We start from the raw sequence: 24240 nt of genomic DNA, 5'->3' as shown, positions 1-24240 counted from the left end.
CCAGCATGTGTCTATTCTGGGTTGCCCATACGGCAACTTTTTTAATTTCTAACAACAAAAATGGACTAAGTAGTATTGGTTAGCTACTTAGTCCATTGGATTTAATTTGTTCTTAACTATCCTTCACTTGTCCCATAGGACTGGTTTGCGGTATAATTAACTTACAAATTAAGAACAATGTTCAGACGATTTTAACTTGGCGGTCTAAATCGTCTGAATCTAAGTAGCTCTCTATTAGCTACTTGCTAAACCAAAAATCCTCGATTCCTCGTGAATCGGGGATTTTTGGTTTAGTTTGATCTCTTTATTCGGTTGTTAAATTAATCTTAGTCTAGCATAGCGCTTACCTACCGGCAACCTTATTTGGTTCAGCGCACTTTGCTAGCTGTTACCTAATTACAGATTAATTAAACAAATAAATTGTGCCTTTAATTGTTTAATTAATTGTTTAATTACTAAATTGCATCTATGATTGAAGCTAAGAATTCTGAACGATTTTTAAATCCGTTTTGACGAGCAGCTTTGTCCATCTTGTTAAGCTGACTTTCGGTAATTGAAAAGGTCACGGAGCGTTTGCGTTCTACTTCTTTTCGACTAATGTTTTTCAAAAAAGCTACGGCATTGTCTTTCTTGCCATCTTTCAATGTGGTTTCGTAACTTTCGCGCATTTCTTCGTCTTTTTTTTTGTTGAATGTATCTAGACTCATAATCTAACTTCCCTTACTTAGTTTTATTAGCTAATTGTTGAAAAAGCTGGTCAGCTTGTTCAATGAATTTTTGGTTTTGTTTTAAAACGGATTCATCCTGGCTAGCTAACTCAAATATTGAGGCGTGTCTTGCAGTAGCTTTATTAAATAGTTCCCTTTCAGGGATTATAGTTGCTACCGTTTCATCATTCTCTATATGTTTTAGCAAATCACGAGACATGCTTGTATTGTGTCTGATCATATTAGCAACAAAAAAGAGTTTTGCGTCAACATAGGTTTCACCAGTTCGATAATCAAAAAGTGACTTTCTGAATTTTTCTAAGCGAGTTTCCAAGTCGAATTTAGCATTGTAGCCATGTTCACTAGGGGTGATGGGGCTAAGTAGATAATTACTTATAGCAATGGCATTTTTAGTGATGGTGCCGAAATCCGGGTGTGTATCAATTAAGATATAGTCGTAGTCAGTCAACCTTAATGAGTCGGCGTTGTTTTTAAACCACATGAACAACATCATTTCTTTGTTACTGTTGTTTTCTAGATGACTTCCTAGAACATCGAGGTCTATAAAACCGGCGATTAAATCTAAGTTAGGTGCTACCCGGTCAATCGCAACTTTTTGGGCGTTTTCTTCCTTAAACGCTTCAGCGATTGTGTTGGTTCGCCTTGTTTTTTCAAAAACAGTTGTTAAATTGCACTGATGGTCTAAGTCAATTAGTAGAACTCTTTTACCATGTTTGGCTAACCAATCACCATAATTCAAGGTCAAAGTTGTTTTACCAACCCCGCCCTTGATGGCAGTAAAAGTAATAATCTTCATTTCAATACCTCCTTCGATTAGCTAAATTATACCACTAATAAACAAATAAATAAACAATTTATCAAATAATGAAGCTTAATGTTTATTTGCTTTTAAATTCCATTTTATAAAGTTTTTGGTTGTTTGCATTCAGTAAGCCCTTAAAGCGCCTTTGTTGGGTACGCTCACTAATACCTGTTTTTCTAGCAATCATTTTGTACGTCATGCCTTGTTGACGCAGCTGATAGGCTAGTCGCATTTGTTCATCAGTGTAGGTCTGTGGCCGCCCCTCTCTAAAGTGTGGGTCGTTTCGTTTAGCATATGCTTTGCCTTCTTGTGTTCGGGTAACGATCATATCACGTTCAAACTGCGCAAACGCACTAAAAATCGTAAAGATTAATTGTCCAGTAGGGGTGTTATCAATCAAGCCCATATTGAGAATATTAACTTTAATCTCGCGGTTAAATAGGTCTTGGATTATATCAAGGGCTTCTCTGGTATTCCTAGCAAAACGGTCTAACTTGGTTACAATCAAGGTATCGTCTGAATTAAGTTGTTGCAATAATTTGGTTAATTCTGGTCGCTCTGTAGTAGTTCCGGTAAATTTCTCTTGATATATTTTGTCTGCCCCTGCTATTTTTAGTGCCTCAAGTTGATTTTCTAATTTTTGATCGGTGGTACTTACGCGAGCATAACCGTATTTCATTTACCTGAATTATTCACCAGAAACTTTAAAATCCCCATCAAACACATGATTCAAGTGCTTGATGGGGATTTTACGTTTTCACCTTTTAAGTGCAGAAAAAGAGCCTCAGCTCTGGTATAGTTAACTCGACCAAAAGACACTATAAAGAGAAGAGGACTCTATAATGAAAACTGTACAGGAAATGGCATTTAGTTTCAATAAAAACATTCTAGCATCGCATACCGGCGGTCAATTATCTTCTGATGGTGGCCTAACCTTGTGTGTTGAACTGATGGCAAGGTTTCAGTTCACGAACTTAGCTGACAATCTATTGAAGTTCAACGACCATCGACAATACTGCCGACATAGTAATTCAAGTATCTTGATGCAGTTGGTTCTGCAGATCATTGCCGGTTATAATACATATTCTGCTGCAACCTCATTGGTTTCATAACCATTGTTTAAACTTTTATTGGACAAACCAGCCTTAGCTTCACAAGCGACGATATCCCGTTTCTGGCAACGTATCGATTCCGCAGGTGTGGACGCCTTCCAGACTTTAAATCAAGATCTTATTGATCAAGCTCGACTGCTAACTAATCAGACGACCACCATTATTGATATTGATTCAACCCATTCTGACACTTATGGCAATCAAGAAGCTACTGACTATAACGCCCATTATGGCTCGGAGGGGTATCATCCATTACTAGCTATCGATAATGATGGTAATCTCCTGAAAGCCATCCTACGGCCTGGTAATGCCTATACCAGCACAGATATAAAAGCCTTTTTAGAACCGTTATTAAAATATTATCAAGACCAATTGCCAGAAACTGATATTCTGGTTCGCGGTGATAGCGGGTTCGCCACACCAGCTGTTTATGATACCTGCGAGGCCGATGATATCTTTTACATTATCGCCTCAAACGTAATAAGCGACTACACAACTTGGCAGAAGAGTTTGTACAGATAAGCGACACAACTGAGTGGCATGAAACCGAAACTCACTATTACTCAGCAACTTATCAGGCCACTTCGTGGCCTAAACCGCGTCAAGTATACGTTAAGTCAACTCGTGTAGCTGGCGAATTGATCTTTTCACATGAATTTATTGTGACTAATCTGACAAATTTAACCGCAGAAGCAGCATTTGAACTGTATCATAAGCGTGGTCAGATGGAGAATTATATCAAGGAAGCCAAAGAGGGCTTCTTCTTTGATAAGACTGATAGTTCAACGTTTACCGCCAACGCTGCCCGTATGATGGTTAGTGTATTAGCGTACAATATTATCAATTTTATGAAGCAAATAGCCCTACCTAAAACAGAGACCGGATTTCGTGTTAGTACATTACGAATCCGTTTATTCAAAGTCGCTGCCCGCGTTGTGTTTACCGGTCGACGAATCCAGTTACGACTGAGTTCTCATCACGTTTATCATCGACTCTTTTATCAGGTATTACAGCGTATTCAGGCTATTAAATAGCCCCAAAAAATTATGTACGATCAAGGGATAAGTGCACCCAAAAATTCAAAAATGACTCACCGTTAGGTGATACCATCAAAATTTAGAGTCTCAATACATAGTAAGCAAGATCAAAAGCCGTCAGTTTTTGAAAAACATGAAAACTGACGACTTTTTTGGAAGGTATGAATAATTCAGGTAACAGTTAGTCAGTGGTGCTCATATATTTTTATAGGATTGCGCTTTGGGTACACAAGCTGACATCATTGGCTATGCATTTTCCTATAGCGCATGGGTGTCAGTCCCGAAGTTTTCTTAAAAACCCTCATAAAATAATTTGGGCTGTTAAATGCTAACGTATAAGCAATTTCAGAAATGCTGATTTGACTATTTGTCAGCATATATTTAGCAGCATCAACCTTATGGCTATTAATATATGCGCCGACAGTGACATTGTATTTTTCCTTAAATAGATGGGCTAGTGAACTATCAGAACATTCAAATTTTTTGGCCAGAAGTGCTAATGATAACTTTTGATTAACGTGATTTTGAATGTATAAGGCAACTTGTTCAGCAAGGGATAAAGTCGTTTCAGATTTAATCTGATTTAACCGTTTAAAACATTCAATTGCGAGTGACTTCATCCAAATAGTGAAGGGCGGTTGATCTTTTTTAAATTCAATTGTGCCTAAGATATCATCTTGTACTTTGAGCGCATCTTCTACTTTTACTTGGCCACTCTTAATGACGGTGTTGATTAACAAAGCAACAAATCGGATTAAAATATCTTTTTCACCACGGACGTAATTATTTGTTTCAAAGGTCTCTCCCATATGCTTAGTTAAAGTTAGGGTATTAAGTGCATCGTTAAACCGGTTAAAATCAAAATCTTTAATAGCTCCAAAGATTAACTGCTCATTTACATAATAAGTTCCGATTTCATTATTAGTTGGAAAACTAACGCGTTGAATGTCTGTCGGGACTTTCTTGATGTGAGTTTTCCACTGAGGATTTTTATGATGAGTAATTAACTGATAAGCTAGCGCGCTTAGCGAATGAATATTAGTTATAAATTTAGTGATGTCTCGATAAGCAACTGGAATATTGGTGGTATTAATATGTGGGATCATGGTCAGTGTCTGATTATGATCAATAGGAATCATAACAACGTAGAAGTTGTTTAAATCAATAACAGTAAGATAATTAGGAACACGTAGTTTAAGTGCTTCTTGAACTAAGGCTTTCATATTATAAGCATTGTTATCAGAGATCAAAGCAATATCATTGCCTTCATAAAGGTAGAAATCTGCTGAGACAACATTACCAAGTAGCTGAAAAATTGACTGATTCATGGTACCTCCTGGCCATTTACAAAAAAGTGCTTTAATTTGCAGAATTAGACGTATAAATCTATGCTCTCATCATTGTATAATTATAATTAGTTTTGTTAAATATATTTTTGGAAGAGTGGTGTCTTAAATGGGAGAAAGAAAATTACATTATAAGATGTATAAAGACGGCAAAAAATTTGTTTTTGCCGCAATTGCGACATTTTCTTTTCTTGTCGCCGGTGGGGTATCAACGGTAGAGGTTCACGCTGATACTGCCGCTACCACTACCGCAAGTAGTGCCAGTGATACGAAGAGTGCAGCGCCATCAACAGCTGCAACAGCAACAAGCAGCACTAGTGACACGAAGAGTGCAGCGCCATCAACAGCTGCAACAGCAACAAGCAGCACTAGTGACACGAAGAGTGCAGCGCCATCAACAGCTGCAACAGCAACAAGCAGCACTAGTGACACGAAGAGTGCAGCGCCATCAACAGCTGCAACAGCAACAAGCAGTGCCAGTGACACGAAGAGTGCAGCTTCATCAACAGCTGCAACAGCAACAAGCAGTGCCAGTGACACGAAGAGTGCAGCTTCATCAACAGCTGCAACAGCAGCAAGTAGCTCCAGTGACACGAAGAGTGTGGCCCCATCATCAGCCACTACAGCAGCAAGTAGCTCCAGTGATACGAAGAGTGTGGCCCCATCATCAGCTACTGCAGCAAGCAGTGCCAGTGATACGAAGAGTGCAGCGCCATCAACTGCTGCAACAGCAGCAAGCAGCACTAGTGACACGAAGAACCCGGCTTCTTCAACCGATACTACGCGGCAAGCAGTGCAGGTTTCGTATAAGGACATCATTAATAAGCTAGATGCAACTACGGGAACTGCTAGTACTGAGGTCACTAAAGATAACTTCTTACAGTATTTTAGTCTGAATGGTTCTGCAACATATGATCAAAGTACAGGAATTGTGACTATTACACCGGACGATAACAATCAGGTTGGTAATTTTGCACTAAAATCTAAAATTGACACTAACAGTAGTTTTACTTTAACTGGTCAGGTTAATTTAGGTTCCGACCCAAATGGTGCTGACGGAATTAGTTTTGCTTTCCATGATGGGAATACTACTGACCTAGGGAACTCTGGTGGGAACCTGGGTATTGGGGGACTTTTGGATGCCTTAGGTTTTAAGCTAGATACTTGGGGTAATGGTTATAGGGCTCCAAGTTCCGATAAAGATGGAAGCCAAATTGATCCCACTAATTCTAATGACTTTGGCTGGAACGACGATTCAATGAGTGCACCATATGGAACATTTGTTACAACTAGTGATGAACAAATTAAATCACAAGATGGAACTTCTGTTCAGAGATGGTGGGCAAAAGATGTTGCCGGTTCAGCACAAGCTTTAAGCACATCAGATGTGGATGGACAGTTCCATGATTTCACTGTCCACTATGATGGGACTACTAGAACTGTCACGGTGTCCTATAAGCAAACTGACGGAACCGTTTTGACGTGGTCTCAACAGGTTGCCGATTCATATCAAGCAGTAGCGTTCATTGTGAGTGCCTCGACTGGTGGTGCTAAAAACTTACAACAATTTAAGCTTACCAGTTTTGAATTCACCCAAGCAGCAACGGTTAACGTTAAGTATGTTGATACCGATGGCAATCAGATAGGGCAAAGCGAAGTTTCATATCCCAATGGGGCAGCGGTTAATGGTACTTACAGTACTACGCAATTAGACATTCCTGGTTACACATTTATTAAAATGGGAGATGGTAGTTTATCAGCCTCGGGAACGTTAACGCAAGCAGGAGATAACGGAACAGTTACCTACGTTTACACCAAGAACCCTGTAGCTGGTGGTAACGTCACGGCGAAGTATGTTGATGAAAATGGCAATCCAATTGCCGACAACGTCGTTTCCTCTGGTAATGTTGGTGATCCATACTCAACCACCCAAAAGGACGTGCCAGGCTACACCTTCAAGGAAGTCCAAGGCAACCCAACGGGGAGCTTTACGGATCAAGATCAGACCGTTACCTACGTTTACACCAAAGATCCAGTAGCTGGTGGTAACGTCACGGCGAAGTATGTTGATGAAAATGGCAATCCAATTGCCGACAACGTCGTTTCCTCTGGTAATGTTGGTGATCCATACTCAACCACCCAAAAGGACGTGCCAGGCTACACCTTCAAGGAAGTCCAAGGCAACCCAACGGGGAGCTTTACGGATCAAGATCAGACCGTTACCTACGTTTACACCAAAGATCCAGTAGCTGGTGGTAACGTCACGGCGAAGTATGTTGATGAAAATGGCAATCCAATTGCCGACAACGTCGTTTCCTCTGGTAATGTTGGTGATCCATACTCAACCACCCAAAAGGACGTGCCAGGCTACACCTTCAAGGAAGTCCAAGGCAACCCAACGGGGAGCTTTACGGATCAAGATCAGACCGTTACCTACGTTTACACCAAAGATCCAGTAGCTGGTGGTAACGTCACGGCGAAGTATGTTGATGAAAATGGCAATCCAATTGCCGACAACGTCGTTTCCTCTGGTAATGTTGGTGATCCATACTCAACCACCCAAAAGGACGTGCCAGGCTACACCTTCAAGGAAGTCCAAGGCAACCCAACGGGGAGCTTTACGGATCAAGATCAGACCGTTACCTACGTTTACACCAAAGATCCAGTAGCTGGTGGTAACGTCACGGCGAAGTATGTTGATGAAAATGGCAATCCAATTGCCGACAACGTCGTTTCCTCTGGTAATGTTGGTGATCCATACTCAACCACCCAAAAGGACGTGCCAGGCTACACCTTCAAGGAAGTCCAAGGCAACCCAACGGGGAGCTTTACGGATCAAGATCAGACCGTTACCTACGTTTACACCAAAGATCCAGTAGCTGGTGGTAACGTCACGGCGAAGTATGTTGATGAAAATGGCAATCCAATTGCCGACAATGTCGTTTCCTCTGGTAATGTTGGTGATCCATACTCAACCACCCAAAAGGACGTGCCAGGCTACACCTTCAAGGAAGTCCAAGGCAACCCAACGGGGAGCTTTACGGATCAAGATCAGACCGTTACCTACGTTTACACCAAAGATCCAGTAGCTGGTGGTAACGTCACGGCGAAGTATGTTGATGAAAATGGCAATCCAATTGCCGACAATGTCGTTTCCTCTGGTAATGTTGGTGATCCATACTCAACCACCCAAAAGGACGTGCCAGGCTACACCTTCAAGGAAGTCCAAGGCAACCCAACGGGGAGCTTTACGGATCAAGATCAGACCGTTACCTACGTTTACACCAAAGATCCAGTAGCTGGTGGTAACGTCACGGCGAAGTATGTTGATGAAAATGGCAATCCAATTGCCGACAACGTCGTTTCCTCTGGTAATGTTGGTGATCCATACTCAACCACCCAAAAGGACGTGCCAGGCTACACCTTCAAGGAAGTCCAAGGCAACCCAACGGGGAGCTTTACGGATCAAGATCAGACCGTTACCTACGTTTACACCAAAGATCCAGTAGCTGGTGGTAACGTCACGGCGAAGTATGTTGATGAAAATGGCAATCCAATTGCCGACAACGTCGTTTCCTCTGGTAATGTTGGTGATCCATACTCAACCACCCAAAAGGACGTGCCAGGCTACACCTTCAAGGAAGTCCAAGGCAACCCAACGGGGAGCTTTACGGATCAAGATCAGACCGTTACCTACGTTTACACCAAAGATCCAGTAGCTGGTGGTAACGTCACGGCGAAGTATGTTGATGAAAATGGCAATCCAATTGCCGACAACGTCGTTTCCTCTGGTAATGTTGGTGATCCATACTCAACCACCCAAAAGGACGTGCCAGGCTACACCTTCAAGGAAGTCCAAGGCAACCCAACGGGGAGCTTTACGGATCAAGATCAGACCGTTACCTACGTTTACACGAAGAACCCTGTAACGGATAACAATGGCAGCACTGGGTCCAATCCATCTGGGAAACCAGGTAATGGTACGGATACAGGAAATTCTAGTTCTAACCAACCAGGAAATCCTTCCCAACCAAGTAACACTACTAACAATGGCGTAATCAATACGTCGACTAATACGGGATCGAAAGTTAACAATGGCGTTGTTTCCTCACCAAAACTACCTCAAACTGGTGAAAACAATAGTCAAAGTCAGACAATGTCATTTGCTGGTATTTTATTGGCAATGTTTGGTGGCTTACTCGGTTTTCTTGGTATCAAGAAACGTCGTAACGATTAACCATTAAATAAATATATCTGTAGTGAGGTAGATTGTAAAATTAATCCGAACGCTGTTCGGACAAAAAAGATCAGCTTCCTTTAAAATGGTGTTTACCACAAACCCATTTTTTAGGAGCTGATCTTTTGTCTAGTATAACCTATTCTGAACGAATTAAAATTGAAACCTTTTGTGAGCTAGGACTGACCAATATCCAAATGGCTGAGCGGTTAAAACGATCTCCGTCTACGATTTCTTATGAATTATCTCGTTGTCAACCTTATCAAGCTGAATTAGCACAGGCCAACGCTGAATATAAACGGGCGCATTGTGGCCGAAAAACTAAACTGAATGCCAAATTAAAGCAAACCATTCTAAACCATTTACGTCTAAGCTGGTCACCAGAAGTGATTGCGCATGAGCTTAAACTAGCCACTAAATCTATTTATAATTGGTTATATGGTAGATTGTAAAATTAATCCGGATAAAGTTGTCCATTTAGAGTGTACCCTAAATGGACAATAAACGTTATACTAAGAATATAGGAAAAAACTGAGATTCTATCGGGCACGGTAAGCGATTCTTGAATCTGTTAAAAATGTCTAATTTGAGTGTCTAATCTGTTACCGATAATGTAGGGTCAAATTCCGAGAGGAGAAGTCGTGATGAAAATTGGGTATGCCCGAGTTAGTTCAACTGATCAGAATTTAGCACGTCAAATCAAAGCACTTAAAAAAGCTGAGTGTGAAAAAATATTCGAAGAAAAGCAATCGGGAAAATCAACTGAGAATCGACCAGAATTGCAGGCGGCCATTGCGTATGTTCGACAGGGCGATACGCTGGTCATTGCGTCCTTGGATCGTTTGAGTCGTAACTATGATGATGCCAGTGATATCATCAAGCAGATCAGGGACAAACAAGTTAAGATGGAAGTCTTAGATGCGCCATTTCTTTCTATGCGCACTGGCGATTCAGATATGGATAAATTTATGTTTGACCTGTTAACCGAACTGCTAGCTTATATGGCCCAAACGGAACGGAAGAAAATTCGTGAGCGCCAGCGTCAAGGAATTGAAATCGCCAAAGCTAATGGGAAATATCGAGGGACGCGGCCCGCTTACGCCGCAGACGCACCTAACCCACAAAAACGGTTTATCTACCGCCGTATCGTCGATCAATTAAGAAACAAAGCAACCGGTGCCCCAATTAGCTATCGTGCAATTGCAGCTGAAACCGGTGTATCGGTGCAGACAGTAATTAATATTAAAAATCGGTTGGTATAGCTGTTAAATAAGCGTCATCTGAGCACACGTTCGTTATTTTTAACGGACGATTATTTGAGTGAGGTCTGAGGGATTGTTTGATCTACGTAGGATTTTCATATCACGAGTAGGACTTCAGTTTAGAGATACTAATGCGATTAATATTTAGGTTACTTATTTTGCGTTCAATTAGCCTAAAAAATGAGTTAACGAAGCTTTTCGTTAATAGCTTACGGCTACTAATTTCGTTACTCACATTAATAAATGGCTTATAAGCATACATTATGATGTTTTGCCACTTTCAGCTATAGATTAAAAAAAAGCAGGCCACAATTATTAAGTTGTGTCGCTGCCATTCTCTATTATTCCTGTTACAGGGTCTAATTTGGAAACTCCTAATGAACATCTATAAATCTAGTTACATCACGAAATTAAAAACGGCCACTAGAGTATACCCTATTGGACAGTTTTGAAAGATTGCTATTTAATTGTTCTTTAACTCAGTTAGTTTATCATGGATTTTAATCCTATAAAAATGGCCACCATAGCAAGTTTTTTCATCAATTTTTTCTGGTAATTCATCTAGCCAATTTGAAAACTGTTCATTTTTAGGCTCTGGCCCGGCAATGTAATTGTAGAGTTTTTTTGACGAACTCGTCTACTAAAATTGGAGCGGATCCATCAGTGTTTGCTTTATCACATAGATGAGATGCTAAGTTAACATTTTCCCCAAGGAATATAGATTAACGTTCACAGTTTTTCCAAAGCTACCAGCCAGACTTACTTTGTACTTGTTCGTTTTCAATGTAAGCACTGTGATTCGCCAGAATATAACCCCATTCATTTCATCATACCACGATCATTATAGAGCCATTTTTCTCGAGGGACAATATATTCTCTTATGTAGCATAATACGAATGTGCATTCCATTAATCGAGTTAATCATCCACTCTACATCTTATTCAAGGGTATAAATTAAGTAGTTAGAATAAAAAAATACTGACAACCATTTAACGGATTATCAGCAATTAAAATTATAACTATTTTTAAATTTAATGAAAAATTGACAATGACACATATAGTCCAATTAAAGTCACAAATAAAACTGGAATGGTGACTGTAATACCTATTTTAAAGTAAGTTCCCCATTTAATTTTTATACCTTTTTGGCTTAACACATGTAACCAAACTAATGTTGCTAGTGACCCAATTGGTGTAATTTTTGGACCGAGATCGGAGCCAACTACATTTGCTAAAACTAAACTCTGATGTAATACCCCGGTAACATGACTAGCCCGAATAGCCAAAGCATTAATCATAACCGTTGGCATATTATTCATCATCGAGGACAAGAATGCAGCTAAATAACCCATTCCTAGTGTGGCACCTAAACGTCCCCAATTAGAAATCTGCTTAATTAAGATAGCTAACATATCTGTTAAACCAGCATTTTGTAGACCATAAACAACTACGTACATTCCGATTGAAAATGCAACGATACTCCATGGAGCGCTCTTAATAGTAGCCAATACATCAACTTTCGGGCTTTTTCTAGCAAGTAATAGGAATATAGCAGCAATTGGTAAAGCTATTAATGAAACTGGTGCCTTGATAAAACTACTTAAGAAGTAGCCAATGAGCAGTGCTGTTAGAACTACCCAAGATAAATAAAATAATCGTAAATCTTTAATGGCATCTTTTGGTGAGCCAAGATGACTGCCATCAAACTCTTTAGGAATAGCTTTTCGGAAATATAAATAAAGAATTAGAATGCTAATACCAAGTGAAAATAAATCAGGAATCCACATGCGTAATGCATATTCTGAGAATGTAAAACCGAAGAAATCTGCTGAGACAATATTCACAAGATTGCTGACAACTAAAGGCAATGAAGTTGCATCAGCAATAAACCCACTAGCAATGATGAATGGAAAGATTTTTTTATCGTCAAACTTTAAAGCTCTAACCATCGATAAAACAATAGGAGTCAGGATAAGCGCAGCACCATCATTAGCAAATAAAGCTGCTACAACAGTACCTAGAACAGCAATTAGGATAAACATCATAACGCCGTTACCACGAGCTAATTGTGCCATATGTAAAGCTGCCCATTCAAAGAATCCAATTTGATCGAGAATCAACGAGATCAATATAATGGATACAAATGAAAGTGTAGCATTCCATACAATTACCGTTACCGTTCCAACGTCATTAAAAGAAACTACGCCAAAAACCAGTGCTAAAACTGCACCACCAGCAGCAGACCAACCAATAGATAGGCCACGAGGTTGCCAAATGACTAAAATTAAGGTAAGCAAAAAAATGGAAATAGCCAAAAATACTTCCATTGCTAATCACCCGTTGTTTCTAAGTTGCATTTGTTGCAGCCTTTATCTTCAACAGTTGGATGGCAGACACAGATTTCCTCAACTTGTAACAGTTGATGTGTAAATTCAGGGAAACTTGTTATAAATTTTGAATTCAATGAATAGTGCTGCCACTTGCCATCTTTTTGTGCATCTACTATCCCCGCAGTTTGTAATACCTTCATATGATGAGAAAGTGTTGGTTGGGTAAAATCAAAATGATCTAAAATATCGCAGGCACACATTTTACCGCAAGATAACATGTCGATAATTTCAAGGCGACTTGCGTCGCCCATTGCTTTGATAACCATAGCATAATCTGTATAATTCATTTTTTCTCCTCCTTGACACATAGTTAATCGTCTATATACAATATAGACATCCATCTATATGTTGTCAACTAAATCAAAGGAGTCTATTTATGACAGTTAAAAATGAACAACTATTGATAATTGGCGGTAGCGACGCCGGTATTTCAGCGGCAATTCAAGCTAAAGAGAGTGAGCCTACACTACAAGTTAAAATAATCCTTGCAGACGAATACCCTAATTTATCCATTTGTGGTTTTCCATATGCTGCTAGTCGAGAAGTACCAGATTGGCATTCACTTTCTCACCGTGGGCTTAAGGAGCTAGAAGCGCTTGGAATTGAGTTTGACTTAAACACTTTAGTTAGCTCAATAGACGCAGAAAATCATCTCGTGTCAGGTGTTCGATCGAATGGTGCTGTTACTTATAAATATAATAAATTGATAGTTGCCACGGGAGCAATTCCTAAAGTAGACGCTTTTCAAGGTTTTTCATTTAATGATACCCAAGAAAACAATAGTAAGATTCACGTTTTACACACAATGTCTGATTATTTGTCGTTAGATACAGCACTAAACCAAGCTAAAAACACCGCCATCATCGGGGCTGGGTATATCGGTGTTGAGATGGCCGAAGCAATGGTACGACGAAAATTAAACGTGACGCTATATCAACGTAGTAATGAAATTCTTTCCACAGTGGAAAATGAATTTGGATCTATGGCTCACCAGGAACTAACACAAAATCGAGTAACAGTACTGACTGACCGCACTATTTTGAGTGTTGTTAGCTCTGCTACTAGTGTAAAAATTAAATCTACAGATTTGGGCAATATCACTGATGACCGATCGTTTGATACGGTCTTAATTGTTACTGGAGTTCAGCCCAATACGCAATTATTAGAAGCAGCTGGTGCCAAGACTGGTGTGGCCGGAGCAATTTCAGTTGATGAATTCATGCATACGACTTTGCCAGATATCTGGGCCGCCGGTGACTTGGTTGAGACTGACCATAGATTACTTGGAAAAACATACCTACCCTTAGGAACTACTGCACACAAACAAGGCCGGATAGCCGGATTGAATGTCGTGGGGCAGCGATGCCGGTTTAGGGGGATCGTTGGAACCCAAGTTATAAGGGCTTTCAATTTAGTTATTGCTAGAACTGGGCTATTGCCTAAAGAAGCAGAAAACGCTGGTTTTTCTACTTTATCCAGTACAAGTACAGTGTTCGACCATAACTCATATTTTCCAAATGCAAGTAAAATCACCATTAAATTAACTGCTGACAAAGAAAGCAGATTGCTACTTGGTGCACAGTTAATTGGGAACTATGGAAGTGAGATTGCAAAACGAAATGATATTTTTGCAACCGCAATTTTCAATAAAATGACTATTAATGATCTAGACGACTTAGACTTATCATATTCACCGCCAATTGCGTCACCGTGGGACCCTGTTCAACAGGCAGCACAAGATTGGGAAGCTGTGTTCGATAAATCTAAATAGGCTCATTAAAGCATCTAATATAACAAAGCACCACCTGTGTAAGAACTTAGAAGTTGTCTAAAATCTCTTGAGTAATAAAATACCAAAAACGCTAAGATGCTCATTTACATACGAACGCTATGATGATGACCTTAGCCTTTATTTCAGTTCTATTGCGGCGCTTTTGAAGATCTCAAACATCTTCTAACCAGCGGCGGAAGTAGCCTTAAACCGTTTGCCAATTGGGAGGTAACTGGCGCTATTGAGATCCAGTACGGAGAATATGGAGAACGGCATTAAAGATCTCGTAGAGATCAACCTGGTGTGATCGCGTGCATTGGCGCACAGCTTCTAAATCAGATCGAATTAGTTCAAATTGTTACCGGGTAATGTCGCTTGGATAGCTAATCATCCTTTTTAATGAAACTATATCAAAAAGCTTTCAGCTAGCAAAGATTAAAAACAGACTCTTAGACTTTCTACTGATTGCTGAACTCACCTTGGCGTTTCAATCAAACCAAATATGATTGCCATCATATTTGCATTCTTCGGACTGTTGGGTTATAGGTGGCCCAAACAAAAGGTGCCCCCTCGCACTAGCTTGTTTGCTGGCACTAGGCGGCGAGAACCCATCGCTGTCAAGTCTGCCGCCAAGCAGACCGATTACCTTGGCTGAGGTTAGACTGCTAATCTCATTGGCAGTTTGCTCCTATACTGAAATTTGGTACCAAAATCATTAGAATCTGTCTGGTGTTGAGTATCATGTTGTAAGATTTGCAAACTGTACCAGAGCAAAATTAGATAATTGGTAGATTGTAAAAAATGTTTTGTTAATAACCAATCTGATTAAATTAGGAAGTATATGAAAAATCATTTCATCATCACAACTTAGCTTTTTATTGTGCTTGGTCAATACTTAATTCACCTGTATAATAGATTACGCAGGAAGTTTTAAGGGCGGTGGCTGTCTTTTCCCTTGCGAGGTGAGGCCCATGGGAACATGGAATAATCTTCAGGAAGGTTTCACAGTCAATGAGCGTCTTCCAGACACTCTCGTTGATGTTGCTGTTTGGCACGTTTTTAATCGCGCTCCTCAGCTATATCGACAAGCACCACAAATAAAAAAGCCGCCCTGTGTAACTTTGGTAGAGGTCACAGGACGAGCTAAAATCGTTTATTAAATTTCTGCCACCGCCTTTGAAGCGGCTTGCATGGGAAGTCTTGTTAGCGCAAGGCTTCCTTTTTCTATTACATTATAGCATGACCTTTAAAAACTAGCTAACGTTTTAGACTTTGATCAAGTTCGGATTCTGGTTGTTTGATCCCCGGATTCTGTTCAGCAAATGCTTGTAGCTGCTTTTGCGTTCGCTCACTGATTTCTTCGTGTATCTCATGTAACTGGTTTTTAAATTGTGCTTTTTGTTGTGAATTAGTTGCTTGCTGAACTTGTTGTTGTAAGCCTTGATAGGACTTATTAAGATCATGGGCTGATAGCTTTTTTAAATCATGCTCAGGCTCTTTTTGGGCTTCTTGTAAGCCTAATTGTTTGGTCAAGCCATCGCTAAGCTCAATCACTTTGTTGCTCACTTGCTGGATCTCACTTAAAGCGCTATGGATTACGGCTTTATCTTTGGCCCAGGTGGCCACGTAACCGAGTGAGTAGTTGCTGGTATCAACGCCAATATTTTGCATGGCAACATACGCGATCGCTTCGGCTTGGGTTTCCTGATAGGCTCGTGGCCGATCTTTAAAGGCTGATTTTAATCCGTGTAGCTGGCTATGCGCATATTCGTGATATAACGTCTTCAATTTTAAAGCATTATCGGATTCATCACTACCAATAACAATTTCATTAGTGCTGGGTTGAAAATACCCCTTAGCCCCATTTAGCGTCGCTAAAGGAACTTCACTGACTTTAAGGTCGGGTTGCTGGTTTAAATAATCTTTGAACGCGTTATATAAGCTTGTCACATTCTGATGATCGGCCAAATTTTCTTTGACAAAGTCTTTAGCACTTAACACTGGTTCACCGCTAGTTTGTGACACATCGAAGACGGGTAGATAACGATAACCGACAATGGCCCGTTCGCCGGTAGTATCAAGACGCTGTTGCTCGGCTGGTGTTAACTTCTTAATAATCGGGGCCGCAATCCGAATCGCTTTTGTGCCCCGGTTGACGGTGCGGTTAAAAGCCGTCTGCCATTGCTTAAAACCGGCGACTTGAGTGGCTTGCGGATTTTGCGCATAAATTAAATCAATGTTTCTAGTGCTATAATGATGGAATTTAGCCAGGGTATTGAGATACTTTTTAAATTGGCTACTATCGGTTAATTTTAGGATTTGTTGTTCAGCCTGAGCGACTAATTGTGCTTTCCAGGCTTTAACGTCTGCTTTACTCGGCATGGTCTACCCCTCCTCATCTTCAAAAATATCATTCAGTATGGGGGCCACTTTCGTTTGAATTGAGGCCGTGCCATAAAGGGCAACGTAACCGTCAGACAATTTTTGCCAGGCTACTTGATAATAAGCGCCGTTACCAGTGATTTCTTTTAAATACTTGTAGGTTCCTTTAGTCTGCAAAACGGGTAATTCACTGGCTAAAATTGCTAATTCGTTGTTCATTTTATGATCTCCTTTGCTTTGCTAATCTTACCCATTGTTTAGGTTTACTTTTGATTTTAAAAAAGTAAACCTAAATGACGGGTTCACCAACTGGAACAACGTGCAGGGCGGTAGGGTAAGGTCTAATCAAAATCAAAACTTAATTTATGGCCGTCAAGTTTTAGCTTGGCGTCAAACGACTTTCCTTTTTTGCTCTTGAATCCCTTTAGTTTGCTGGTTTCACCCTTGGTGACTAAGGCTTTGATTGCAGTTTTACCGAGGGTTTTGCTGCTCCATTTCTTGGGTAAGGTAAAGTCTTCGCCTTGCTTAGGCTTCACAATGTAAAACTTCTGTTTATTTAAAACGATCGCTTGCGATGTTTCTAAGAAGACTTCGGCGGCTTTTTGCGCTTGCTGTTGGTGATTGATTTGTTGCTTAATGGCTGAACTGCCAGTCAATTGCGCGGGGACCTCAGCAATCAATTTTGCCACGAACTTTTTGATTTGGTTCAAAAAGTTATCCGGGGTGCGTTCTTCGGTACTGATTTGTTGTAACGCTTGCTCCCATTTTGCTGTCATCTCTGGGCTAGTTAACAAGGGTTCGAGTTCGACCGCTTTACATAAAGTAATTCCCGCTTCACTGACGTGGAGCTTGTTCTTTTCAGTAACCAAATAGCCGCGTTTTTTTAACACTTCCAGCACATTGGCCCGGGTCGCACTTGTCCCAATGCCTTGCACATCTTTGAGAATCGCCTGGGCTTCTTCATCATCAAGCGTTTTGCCAGCGGTCTTCATGGCCGTAATTAATGTCCCTTCGGTAAAGGGTACCGGCGGGGTCGTTTCTTTTTGCGGTGTTTGCAGATTCGCTTGAACTTGGTCGCCTTGGTGAACGATCGGTAGGGTGGCTGCCTCTTGCTGGTCAGCTTTGTGATCATCAAATAAAGCTTGCCAACCTTGCTTAGTTGGGACCTTACCGGTTGCTTTAAAATTGGCGTCACCAACTTGGGTGATAATGGTGGTTTCCTCGTACTCGTACGGATCAGCAAACATCGCTAACGTTGTTCTTAAAACTAAGTCATAGACTTGATGCTGTATTTTAGGTAAGGTAGCTAATTGATCTTTAGTCGGGACGACTTTAGTCATAATAATGGCATAGTGTTCTTCAACTTTTTTCCCATCAACATAGCGTTTGTTCGGAGTGGTATTGGTTAAAGCGACTGGCTTAGAGACCAAACCCAGATACTTCGTCAGATTAGCCACTAAATAATCAAATTCTTCATCAGTGATATAAGCACAATCCGTTCGGGGATAACTCAGCAACTTGGCTTCATATAAACTTTGAATGGCCGCTAAGGTTTGGCTGGCACTGGCGTGATAACGTTTATTCATGGCACTTTGCAGACTGGATAGTGAGAATAGTTGTGGACTAGCTCGTTTTTTGCCTTGTTTTTGGACGTCCTTGATTAAACCGGCCTGTGAGCCTTTCTGAACGTGCTTAGCTTGCATGAATGTTATTAGTCTTGCTTCATCTTTAAATCGCTGATAGGGGTCTAATTTTGCGACGAATTTTTGCTGATTAGCTAAAATTTCCGCATTTAGTTCAAAATAGGGTTCCGGCTTAAAGTTCTTGATTGCCTGGTCTCTTTGATAAACCATATACAAAGTTGGCGTCTGCACGCGACCAATTGAGTACACCCCGCGCACCCCATTTTGTCTCAACAATAAAGTATACAAAGGACTACCATTCATACCGATCAACCAATCACTAATTTGACGGGTTTGGGCTTCTTTATACGCTAAGTAGTCTTTGTGCCAATCGCCAAGATTTTTAAAGCCGGTAATAATGGCGTCTTTTTCCAAACTATTCAACCATAGCCGTTTAATGGTCTTCTTTTTAACATCAATCTGGGCTTGGTTCATGATCGACCAGGCGATATTAGAACCCTCTCGGCCACTATCAGTGGCGACAATAATGGTATCGGCTTTTGCTAACAGGTCTTTGACGATCCCGTATTGGTCCTTTTTACTAGCTGACACTTCAAACTTGTATTTATCGGGGAAAATCGGTAAATTAGATAAGGCCCATTGCTGGTATTTCTGATCATATTTATCCGGTGTGGCTAGTTCAACTAAGTGTCCGAGACCGTACGTCACAAATGTATTTTCGGGCAAAACAGGGTCACTAACCGTATAGTAACCCTGTTTTTTTGTGCTCTTTTGAAAGGCTTGGACGTATGAACGGGCTTGACTGGGTTTTTCAGCTAAGATAACAGTGGTCATGTTCATTCACTCCTTATGATTAAGCTTCTGTTCTAATTCTGTTTTACCTTGTTCAGCTGCTTTCAACCAAGTTTCACGTCGCAATTCTTGTTGTTGCTCTATCGATTGTTGCTTCAAATAATGTTGATACCGGTTGATGGCTTTGAGATCTGCATAGGCTGACCAACGGAATAATAAGCCACCCAGCAGTAAAACTAAGGCCATTAGTGCAGTTCCTAAAAAATCGGTATGGTTCGCCGTGAAAAGCTCTTGGTATAAATCCATTAACATGAGGTAAATTCCCATCAAATAGAAGATCATACTAACTAAGGTATCAAAATAGTAAGACAGCTTAGTCCGCCGGGAAGGTGTTGTAAAAGGGTCGGTTCGCATATCCTTTTTGGCTTTTTCCAATAACCAGTGTGCGATTTTCTTCATAACTATTTTTCCTCCTAGTGGTTACGGAAATAATTTTGAAACATTCTCATGGCACCCATACCAGCACTTTTAGTCACACCGGTTGAAGCCCAAAAGTCTTTAACGGCGTCAGGTGTTTTGACCACCAGAAAACCGAATCCGATTGAAGCAATAAAAGCAATAAACCCGTATTTAGCCATATTAGTGAAACACCATACTGATAGTGACATACAAAGCACCTGGCTAATAATAGAAGCATTGTAATAAATGTACTTCTTCCACCACGTGCCACTATAATCAAAGCTTTCAGTCGCCATGCTCATTGCAGCTAAAGGAATTGTCAGGTTATACCAAGCCATATCAGCCACAAACACACACATCTTGATAAAGAACACGACGGTTACGACAGTGAAGATTAGCAGAAACAAAATCTGTAAGGGTAGCGAAATGCCAACATCTTTTAGCCCAGGAACTTTATTCATGCCGGTAATTGATTTAGCAGTGAATTTCTGATCAGAACTAAACATATACTTTAGCAGGGGCAAGGTAATTGAACCTTGAATAAAGCCTTGTAAGAACACGAAAACCGGAATCACGGCCGCTGATTTAATCCCGTCCATGATGATATTAGCCCAAGTCACATCGGTACTTTCGTCCGCCTCTTTTATAATTGTCATCACAATACGCCCAAGAACAACCACAACGACTAACGATGTCGCAAAGGACAGGAAGATGGCATACCACGTTTTAACAATTGGCAAGCTTTGATTGGCTTGGTCAATAATGGCCTTGCAGATGTTGAATAAACCGTCCAACAAACCAGATAATGCCCATTCAAAAAACTTAGCAATCGCTCCCTGAACCAGTCCTGAAATATCACCTAAAACAAACATATCTATCACTTCCTTTTTTGCAATTCAAAGCTTCCTAATCCGTCATCTGCTTTGGCAGTTTTATTTATTGCTTTAGCTTTATAACCATCGCTAATTTGAGTTAATTCAAATTTTTGATTCTTCTCATCATCAGTATTTACTTTTAAATATTCTTTACCAGAAGTATTACTGACTGAATAATTAGCATTTACATTCATCAAGGGGGTTTCAATAATCATTGTTTTTTTATTAAATTGGGTTTTATAGCTTTGTCCTTTTTGGTTGAGATACCATTTATTACTTTGCAAATCCTGTGCTGTAGACTTCCCGCAGGCGTTTAGACCGACAGCAATCAGTAACACTGTCATCACAGCAATTATATATTTCCGATATTTTTTCATTAATATGTCCTCCATTAGCCAAATAAGTTGTTATCGTCGTCCTCTTCTGGCTCCTCTGTTTGACTATCTTTATTTGAAACCCTCTCTAAGTCGCTGTCTAGGTTGTCCTGCTGTTGCTCCTCCTCTGTTTGAGACATCTTGTTTGCGGCTCTTTTTTGAGCAGTCTCCTTTAATTTTGCTTTCCATTTCTCTACTCTTTGATGAAAGTTGGTTTCCTGGCTGGCTTCTGGTTGGCCTTGATACTCATTCTGTGACAAGTTAACCAAATGATCAGCCCCTGGAAATAGTTTAAATTGGAACGCTTTTGTAGCTTTGACTGGTCGCGCATTGCTAAAGATTAATAAGCTCTGATCTTCGGGCATACGCATGATTTCATCAGGTGTCATCAGCGAACGGCTCGTATAGCTGTAACTATCGCTCTTGCTGTGGCTTTCTTCCTTGCTATGACTGGTACTCTCACTACCCGTTTCCACTTTCACGGTTGATTTTCCTAACAGATCACTAAAGTATTTAGCGGTCACATCATTAGCGGCATTCAAGCAAATTTTAACGGCATGATTACCTAAGATACTCTCGGCTTTATCCTTGCCATACAAGGCTTGTAGCTGGGTTAAGGTTTGACAAATGGTGGTGACACCAATGCCGTACCCTCGACATGTTGCTAAAAATTCTTCATACTTTGGAAATTTACCTAAATTGACAAATTCATCAAGGATAAAGTCGACTTGATGGGGCAATCTAGCGTGATGATCGGCGGCTAATTTGTATAATTCATCAAACAATTGTGAGAAAAATAGATTGATGAAGCTTTCATAGGTATTATCCATCACCGGAATAATCACATATAGCACAACTTTGGCTTTGCCAATCTCTTTTAAATCAAAATCCGAAAAACTGGTAAAATCGGCCACTTCTTTGTCGACAAACTTCGAAATGGTCGCCAGCAAACTTTCAATAATGCTGGCTTTCATTTCCCCTTTGGCTTTTTTGAAACCTAACTCATAAGCGCGTCTCGCTGGATCAGTCATGGTTAAATCAAGAAACAAGGCGTCTAGCGGACTATCTGCGCCCTTTTCCTCAGCTTCAACGTCGTTTTCTTGTAAAACTTGGGTCACGCCCGCCAAATTTCGTTGTTCTGGTGACCGGTGGTTCATGACAAACAGGATTAGTGCCTTCAAAAGTTGACGTTGGGTACTGAACCACACATCTTTTTTACCTTCGGCATTTTCACTCTGAACGATCTTGGTGGCGACAGTTTCAGCTTGAATATCTCGTTGAATATAATCAAAGGGATTGTAGCGATCACTATGCGCCATGTTGGCAAAGTTGACGACATGTACTTGATAACCCTGGGCTAGTTTGATACCGGCCGTCTTTTCGTATAATTCACCTTTCGGATCGGTCACGACAATGCTGTTCTCCGTTTCGTTAAACAGGTTGGTAATGACGACTGATTGGGTCTTATATGATCCAGGTCCCCCAACCACAAAGATATTCCGATTGGGTTTGGTGCTGTTATTCTGGTAAACAATCTGTTTATCCACGATCCCCAAAATTGTCCCATTCATGTTAATCTGCCCCCTTCGCTGACTTTTCTCGATCCAATAATGATTTGAGAATTTCGGCCTTGGTACTCTTGTTAAATGCTGTGGTGAGGTCTTTGGCATTGATACTAAAGTAATGGTCACTTAATTCTTTTAGATCACCCCAGGTCGCACTCCCGTGGGTTTCAGTGTCCGCAGTTTCCCACGCTTTGTGCTTGCTATTGCGTTTCAAAGCAAAATAAATGGTGTACAGGATCACAGCGATACTGACGATAATTAATACCGGGTTCTTTTGACCCAAATACAAGTTGTAATAGTGCCAGGGGTGCAAGGCTAATTGTTTTAATACGGTTGGCATATGATCCGCAAAAGTTAGCTTATAGTGCGACAAGGCCATGACTGCTCCGGCTAAAATCTCCGCTAAATACAAGCCAATGATTAGCGTTAGTAGATACGGCCAACTAGCTTTAATCACAGCTATGCTTCTATCTTTCATTTCTAATCACCTACGATTCGTTTAATTTGCGACTGCTTGGTACCAACATACCGTTGATTGCCACTAATCAAGGTTGGCACCGCCGTTAGCTGATATTTTTGAATGTAATGCCGATTCTGCGGTTGATTCATATTAATCAAAATGATGTTGTGACTGATGACGTTATGCCAATAAATCTGGTGGAAAATAGCTTGGCAATCCGGGCAATCATCACGGTAAAAGAACAGAACTTTATCAGAATGCTTAGCCAGCGTCGCAACTGTTTTCTCTTTCTCAACATGGTTCACATAGCTATGACCTGCAAAGCCTAATACTGCAAGTATCACCACGATCACCGCTAGGGCTTTGCTTACTTTTTTAATCAAGGTCACTCGCTTTAAAACTGTTCCCAAGATTCTGTACATCAGTGATTCGATCCGTGGTGGTATCGAAAGTCACTTGATAAAGTACCGTCGCCTTTTGCCAGTCGTTGTCGCCACTCTTACTTTCGTAACTGACAACGGCCAAGCCTTTCATATTTTGCCCCTGCTTACTTTGCGTATACAGGTTCAGTTGATTTAACTTAGCTGAAACACTATTGCTATCACCATACGTGTCCTTATTTGAAAAGTATTGCTGATATAGCTTGTCGGAAATCAAGTCTTTCACGCCATCTTTACGCTGTCCGTAGGTCTTGGGCTTAAAGTTGTTCATGACCTTAAAGAACTTGGTGACTACCGTATTAAAGCTAAGTTCAGCCTGACTTTTGTCTTTATTATTTTGGTAGGTCTTATAACTGTCAATTTGGGTGCTCAATAACTGCTTTTGTTGGTTGGCTTTAGTCAATTGCTGGTTAACTTGGCGCTTCTGTTTTTGTAAACGACTGATCTGCTGTTGTGCCTGTTTAACTTGGCTATGTTGATAGGCATTCGCCCCTAATGACATGATTAAGATCAAACTACCAATCGCAATACTTAAAACCATGCTGCGTTTCATTTACTCGTCCTC

20 protein-coding genes and 2 pseudogenes are annotated in these 24240 nt (G+C 40.6%); 6 read left to right on the top strand and 16 right to left on the bottom strand.

Going from position 1 to position 24240, the window contains the following annotated elements; translation table 11 throughout:
• Window positions 1-455: 455 nt before the first annotated feature.
• From PECL_RS09335 to PECL_RS09325, 3 genes are all read right to left on the bottom strand, one after another.
• Window positions 456-707: a ribbon-helix-helix domain-containing protein gene (locus PECL_RS09335; protein WP_014216317.1), complete on the bottom strand. Its 252-nt coding sequence runs from the start codon at window positions 705-707 to the stop codon at window positions 456-458.
• Between the two features lie 13 nt (window positions 708-720).
• Complete coding sequence (locus tag PECL_RS09330) at window positions 721-1524, bottom strand: ParA family protein (RefSeq protein WP_014216316.1); 804 nt, start codon at window positions 1522-1524, stop codon at window positions 721-723.
• Window positions 1525-1606: 82 nt separating this feature from the next.
• Window positions 1607-2209, bottom strand: a complete 603-nt coding sequence (locus PECL_RS09325; RefSeq protein ID WP_014216315.1) for a recombinase family protein — start codon at window positions 2207-2209, stop codon at window positions 1607-1609.
• A gap of 163 nt (window positions 2210-2372) precedes the next feature.
• Between PECL_RS09325 and PECL_RS09320 the strand changes: the two are divergent.
• Window positions 2373-3676, top strand: a pseudogene (locus PECL_RS09320) (IS1380 family transposase).
• A gap of 242 nt (window positions 3677-3918) precedes the next feature.
• On the opposite strand, the gene PECL_RS09315 reads toward PECL_RS09320, so the two are convergent.
• Window positions 3919-5007 (bottom strand): helix-turn-helix domain-containing protein, encoded by a 1089-nt coding sequence (locus PECL_RS09315; RefSeq protein WP_014216314.1) that lies wholly within the window; start codon window positions 5005-5007, stop codon window positions 3919-3921.
• 127 nt (window positions 5008-5134) lie between these two features.
• Between PECL_RS09315 and PECL_RS09800 the strand changes: the two genes are divergently transcribed.
• The 3 genes and pseudogenes from PECL_RS09800 to PECL_RS09300 all read left to right on the top strand — a co-directional run bounded on the left by PECL_RS09800 (window position 5135) and on the right by PECL_RS09300 (window position 10524).
• Window positions 5135-9262 (top strand): MucBP domain-containing protein, encoded by a 4128-nt coding sequence (locus PECL_RS09800; RefSeq protein ID WP_014216313.1) that lies wholly within the window; start codon window positions 5135-5137, stop codon window positions 9260-9262.
• Window positions 9263-9387: 125 nt separating this feature from the next.
• Window positions 9388-9699: pseudogene (locus PECL_RS09305) on the top strand (transposase); the annotation flags it as partial.
• A gap of 207 nt (window positions 9700-9906) precedes the next feature.
• Window positions 9907-10524 carry a recombinase family protein gene (locus tag PECL_RS09300; RefSeq protein ID WP_014216312.1) on the top strand — a complete coding sequence of 206 codons (618 nt, stop codon included), beginning with the start codon at window positions 9907-9909 and terminating at the stop codon, window positions 10522-10524.
• A gap of 1031 nt (window positions 10525-11555) precedes the next feature.
• On the opposite strand, the gene PECL_RS09295 is transcribed toward PECL_RS09300, so the two are convergent.
• Both PECL_RS09295 and PECL_RS09290 read right to left on the bottom strand, forming a co-directional pair.
• Window positions 11556-12851 (bottom strand): arsenic transporter, encoded by a 1296-nt coding sequence (locus PECL_RS09295; RefSeq protein ID WP_003596756.1) that lies wholly within the window; start codon window positions 12849-12851, stop codon window positions 11556-11558.
• Between the two features lie 2 nt (window positions 12852-12853).
• Window positions 12854-13201: an ArsR/SmtB family transcription factor gene (locus PECL_RS09290; RefSeq protein ID WP_003596754.1), complete on the bottom strand. Its 348-nt coding sequence runs from the start codon at window positions 13199-13201 to the stop codon at window positions 12854-12856.
• 89 nt (window positions 13202-13290) lie between these two features.
• On the opposite strand from PECL_RS09290, the gene PECL_RS09285 reads away from it, so the two are divergent.
• Together PECL_RS09285 and PECL_RS10085 are read left to right on the top strand one after the other, a co-directional pair.
• Window positions 13291-14685: an FAD-dependent oxidoreductase gene (locus PECL_RS09285; protein ID WP_014216310.1), complete on the top strand. Its 1395-nt coding sequence runs from the start codon at window positions 13291-13293 to the stop codon at window positions 14683-14685.
• A 1011-nt stretch (window positions 14686-15696) separates the two neighbouring features.
• Window positions 15697-15786, top strand: coding sequence for a putative holin-like toxin (locus PECL_RS10085; RefSeq protein WP_021353390.1), 90 nt, complete (start codon window positions 15697-15699; stop codon window positions 15784-15786).
• 156 nt (window positions 15787-15942) lie between these two features.
• On the opposite strand, the gene PECL_RS09275 is transcribed toward PECL_RS10085, so the two are convergent.
• The 10 genes from PECL_RS09275 to PECL_RS09230 form a co-directional block, all read right to left on the bottom strand.
• The gene (locus tag PECL_RS09275) at window positions 15943-17067 is read right to left on the bottom strand and encodes an ImmA/IrrE family metallo-endopeptidase (RefSeq protein WP_014216309.1); all 1125 of its coding nucleotides are present in this window, start codon (window positions 17065-17067) and stop codon (window positions 15943-15945) included.
• Window positions 17068-17070: 3 nt separating this feature from the next.
• Window positions 17071-17286, bottom strand: coding sequence for a hypothetical protein (locus tag PECL_RS09270; protein WP_014216308.1), 216 nt, complete (start codon window positions 17284-17286; stop codon window positions 17071-17073).
• Window positions 17287-17408: 122 nt separating this feature from the next.
• Window positions 17409-19544: a type IA DNA topoisomerase gene (locus tag PECL_RS09265; protein WP_014216307.1), complete on the bottom strand. Its 2136-nt coding sequence runs from the start codon at window positions 19542-19544 to the stop codon at window positions 17409-17411.
• 6 nt (window positions 19545-19550) lie between these two features.
• Window positions 19551-19961 carry a hypothetical protein gene (locus PECL_RS09260; RefSeq protein WP_014216306.1) on the bottom strand — a complete coding sequence of 137 codons (411 nt, stop codon included), beginning with the start codon at window positions 19959-19961 and terminating at the stop codon, window positions 19551-19553.
• Window positions 19962-19975: 14 nt separating this feature from the next.
• Window positions 19976-20833 carry a conjugal transfer protein TrbL family protein gene (locus PECL_RS09255; RefSeq protein ID WP_014216305.1) on the bottom strand — a complete coding sequence of 286 codons (858 nt, stop codon included), beginning with the start codon at window positions 20831-20833 and terminating at the stop codon, window positions 19976-19978.
• A 5-nt stretch (window positions 20834-20838) separates the two neighbouring features.
• Window positions 20839-21213 carry a hypothetical protein gene (locus PECL_RS09250; protein WP_014216304.1) on the bottom strand — a complete coding sequence of 125 codons (375 nt, stop codon included), beginning with the start codon at window positions 21211-21213 and terminating at the stop codon, window positions 20839-20841.
• Window positions 21214-21227: 14 nt separating this feature from the next.
• Complete coding sequence (locus PECL_RS09245; RefSeq protein ID WP_014216303.1) at window positions 21228-22781, bottom strand: VirD4-like conjugal transfer protein, CD1115 family; 1554 nt, start codon at window positions 22779-22781, stop codon at window positions 21228-21230.
• Between the two features lies 1 nt (window position 22782).
• On the bottom strand, window positions 22783-23253 hold the full coding sequence (locus PECL_RS09240) for a hypothetical protein (RefSeq protein WP_014216302.1): 471 nt from the start codon (window positions 23251-23253) through the stop codon (window positions 22783-22785).
• 2 nt (window positions 23254-23255) lie between these two features.
• Window positions 23256-23624, bottom strand: a complete 369-nt coding sequence (locus tag PECL_RS09235) for a thioredoxin domain-containing protein (RefSeq protein ID WP_014216301.1) — start codon at window positions 23622-23624, stop codon at window positions 23256-23258.
• Window positions 23611-24228, bottom strand: a complete 618-nt coding sequence (locus tag PECL_RS09230; RefSeq protein WP_014216300.1) for a SadB/YajI family lipoprotein — start codon at window positions 24226-24228, stop codon at window positions 23611-23613. Before PECL_RS09230 ends, PECL_RS09235 begins: the two co-directional genes overlap by 14 nt.
• Between the last annotated feature and the right edge of the window lie 12 nt (window positions 24229-24240).

The organism is Pediococcus claussenii ATCC BAA-344 (assembly GCF_000237995.1).
Lineage (GTDB): Bacteria > Bacillota > Bacilli > Lactobacillales > Lactobacillaceae > Pediococcus > Pediococcus claussenii.
The sequence above is the reverse complement of the archived record's forward strand: the minus strand, read 5'-3'. Positions and strand labels throughout refer to the sequence as shown.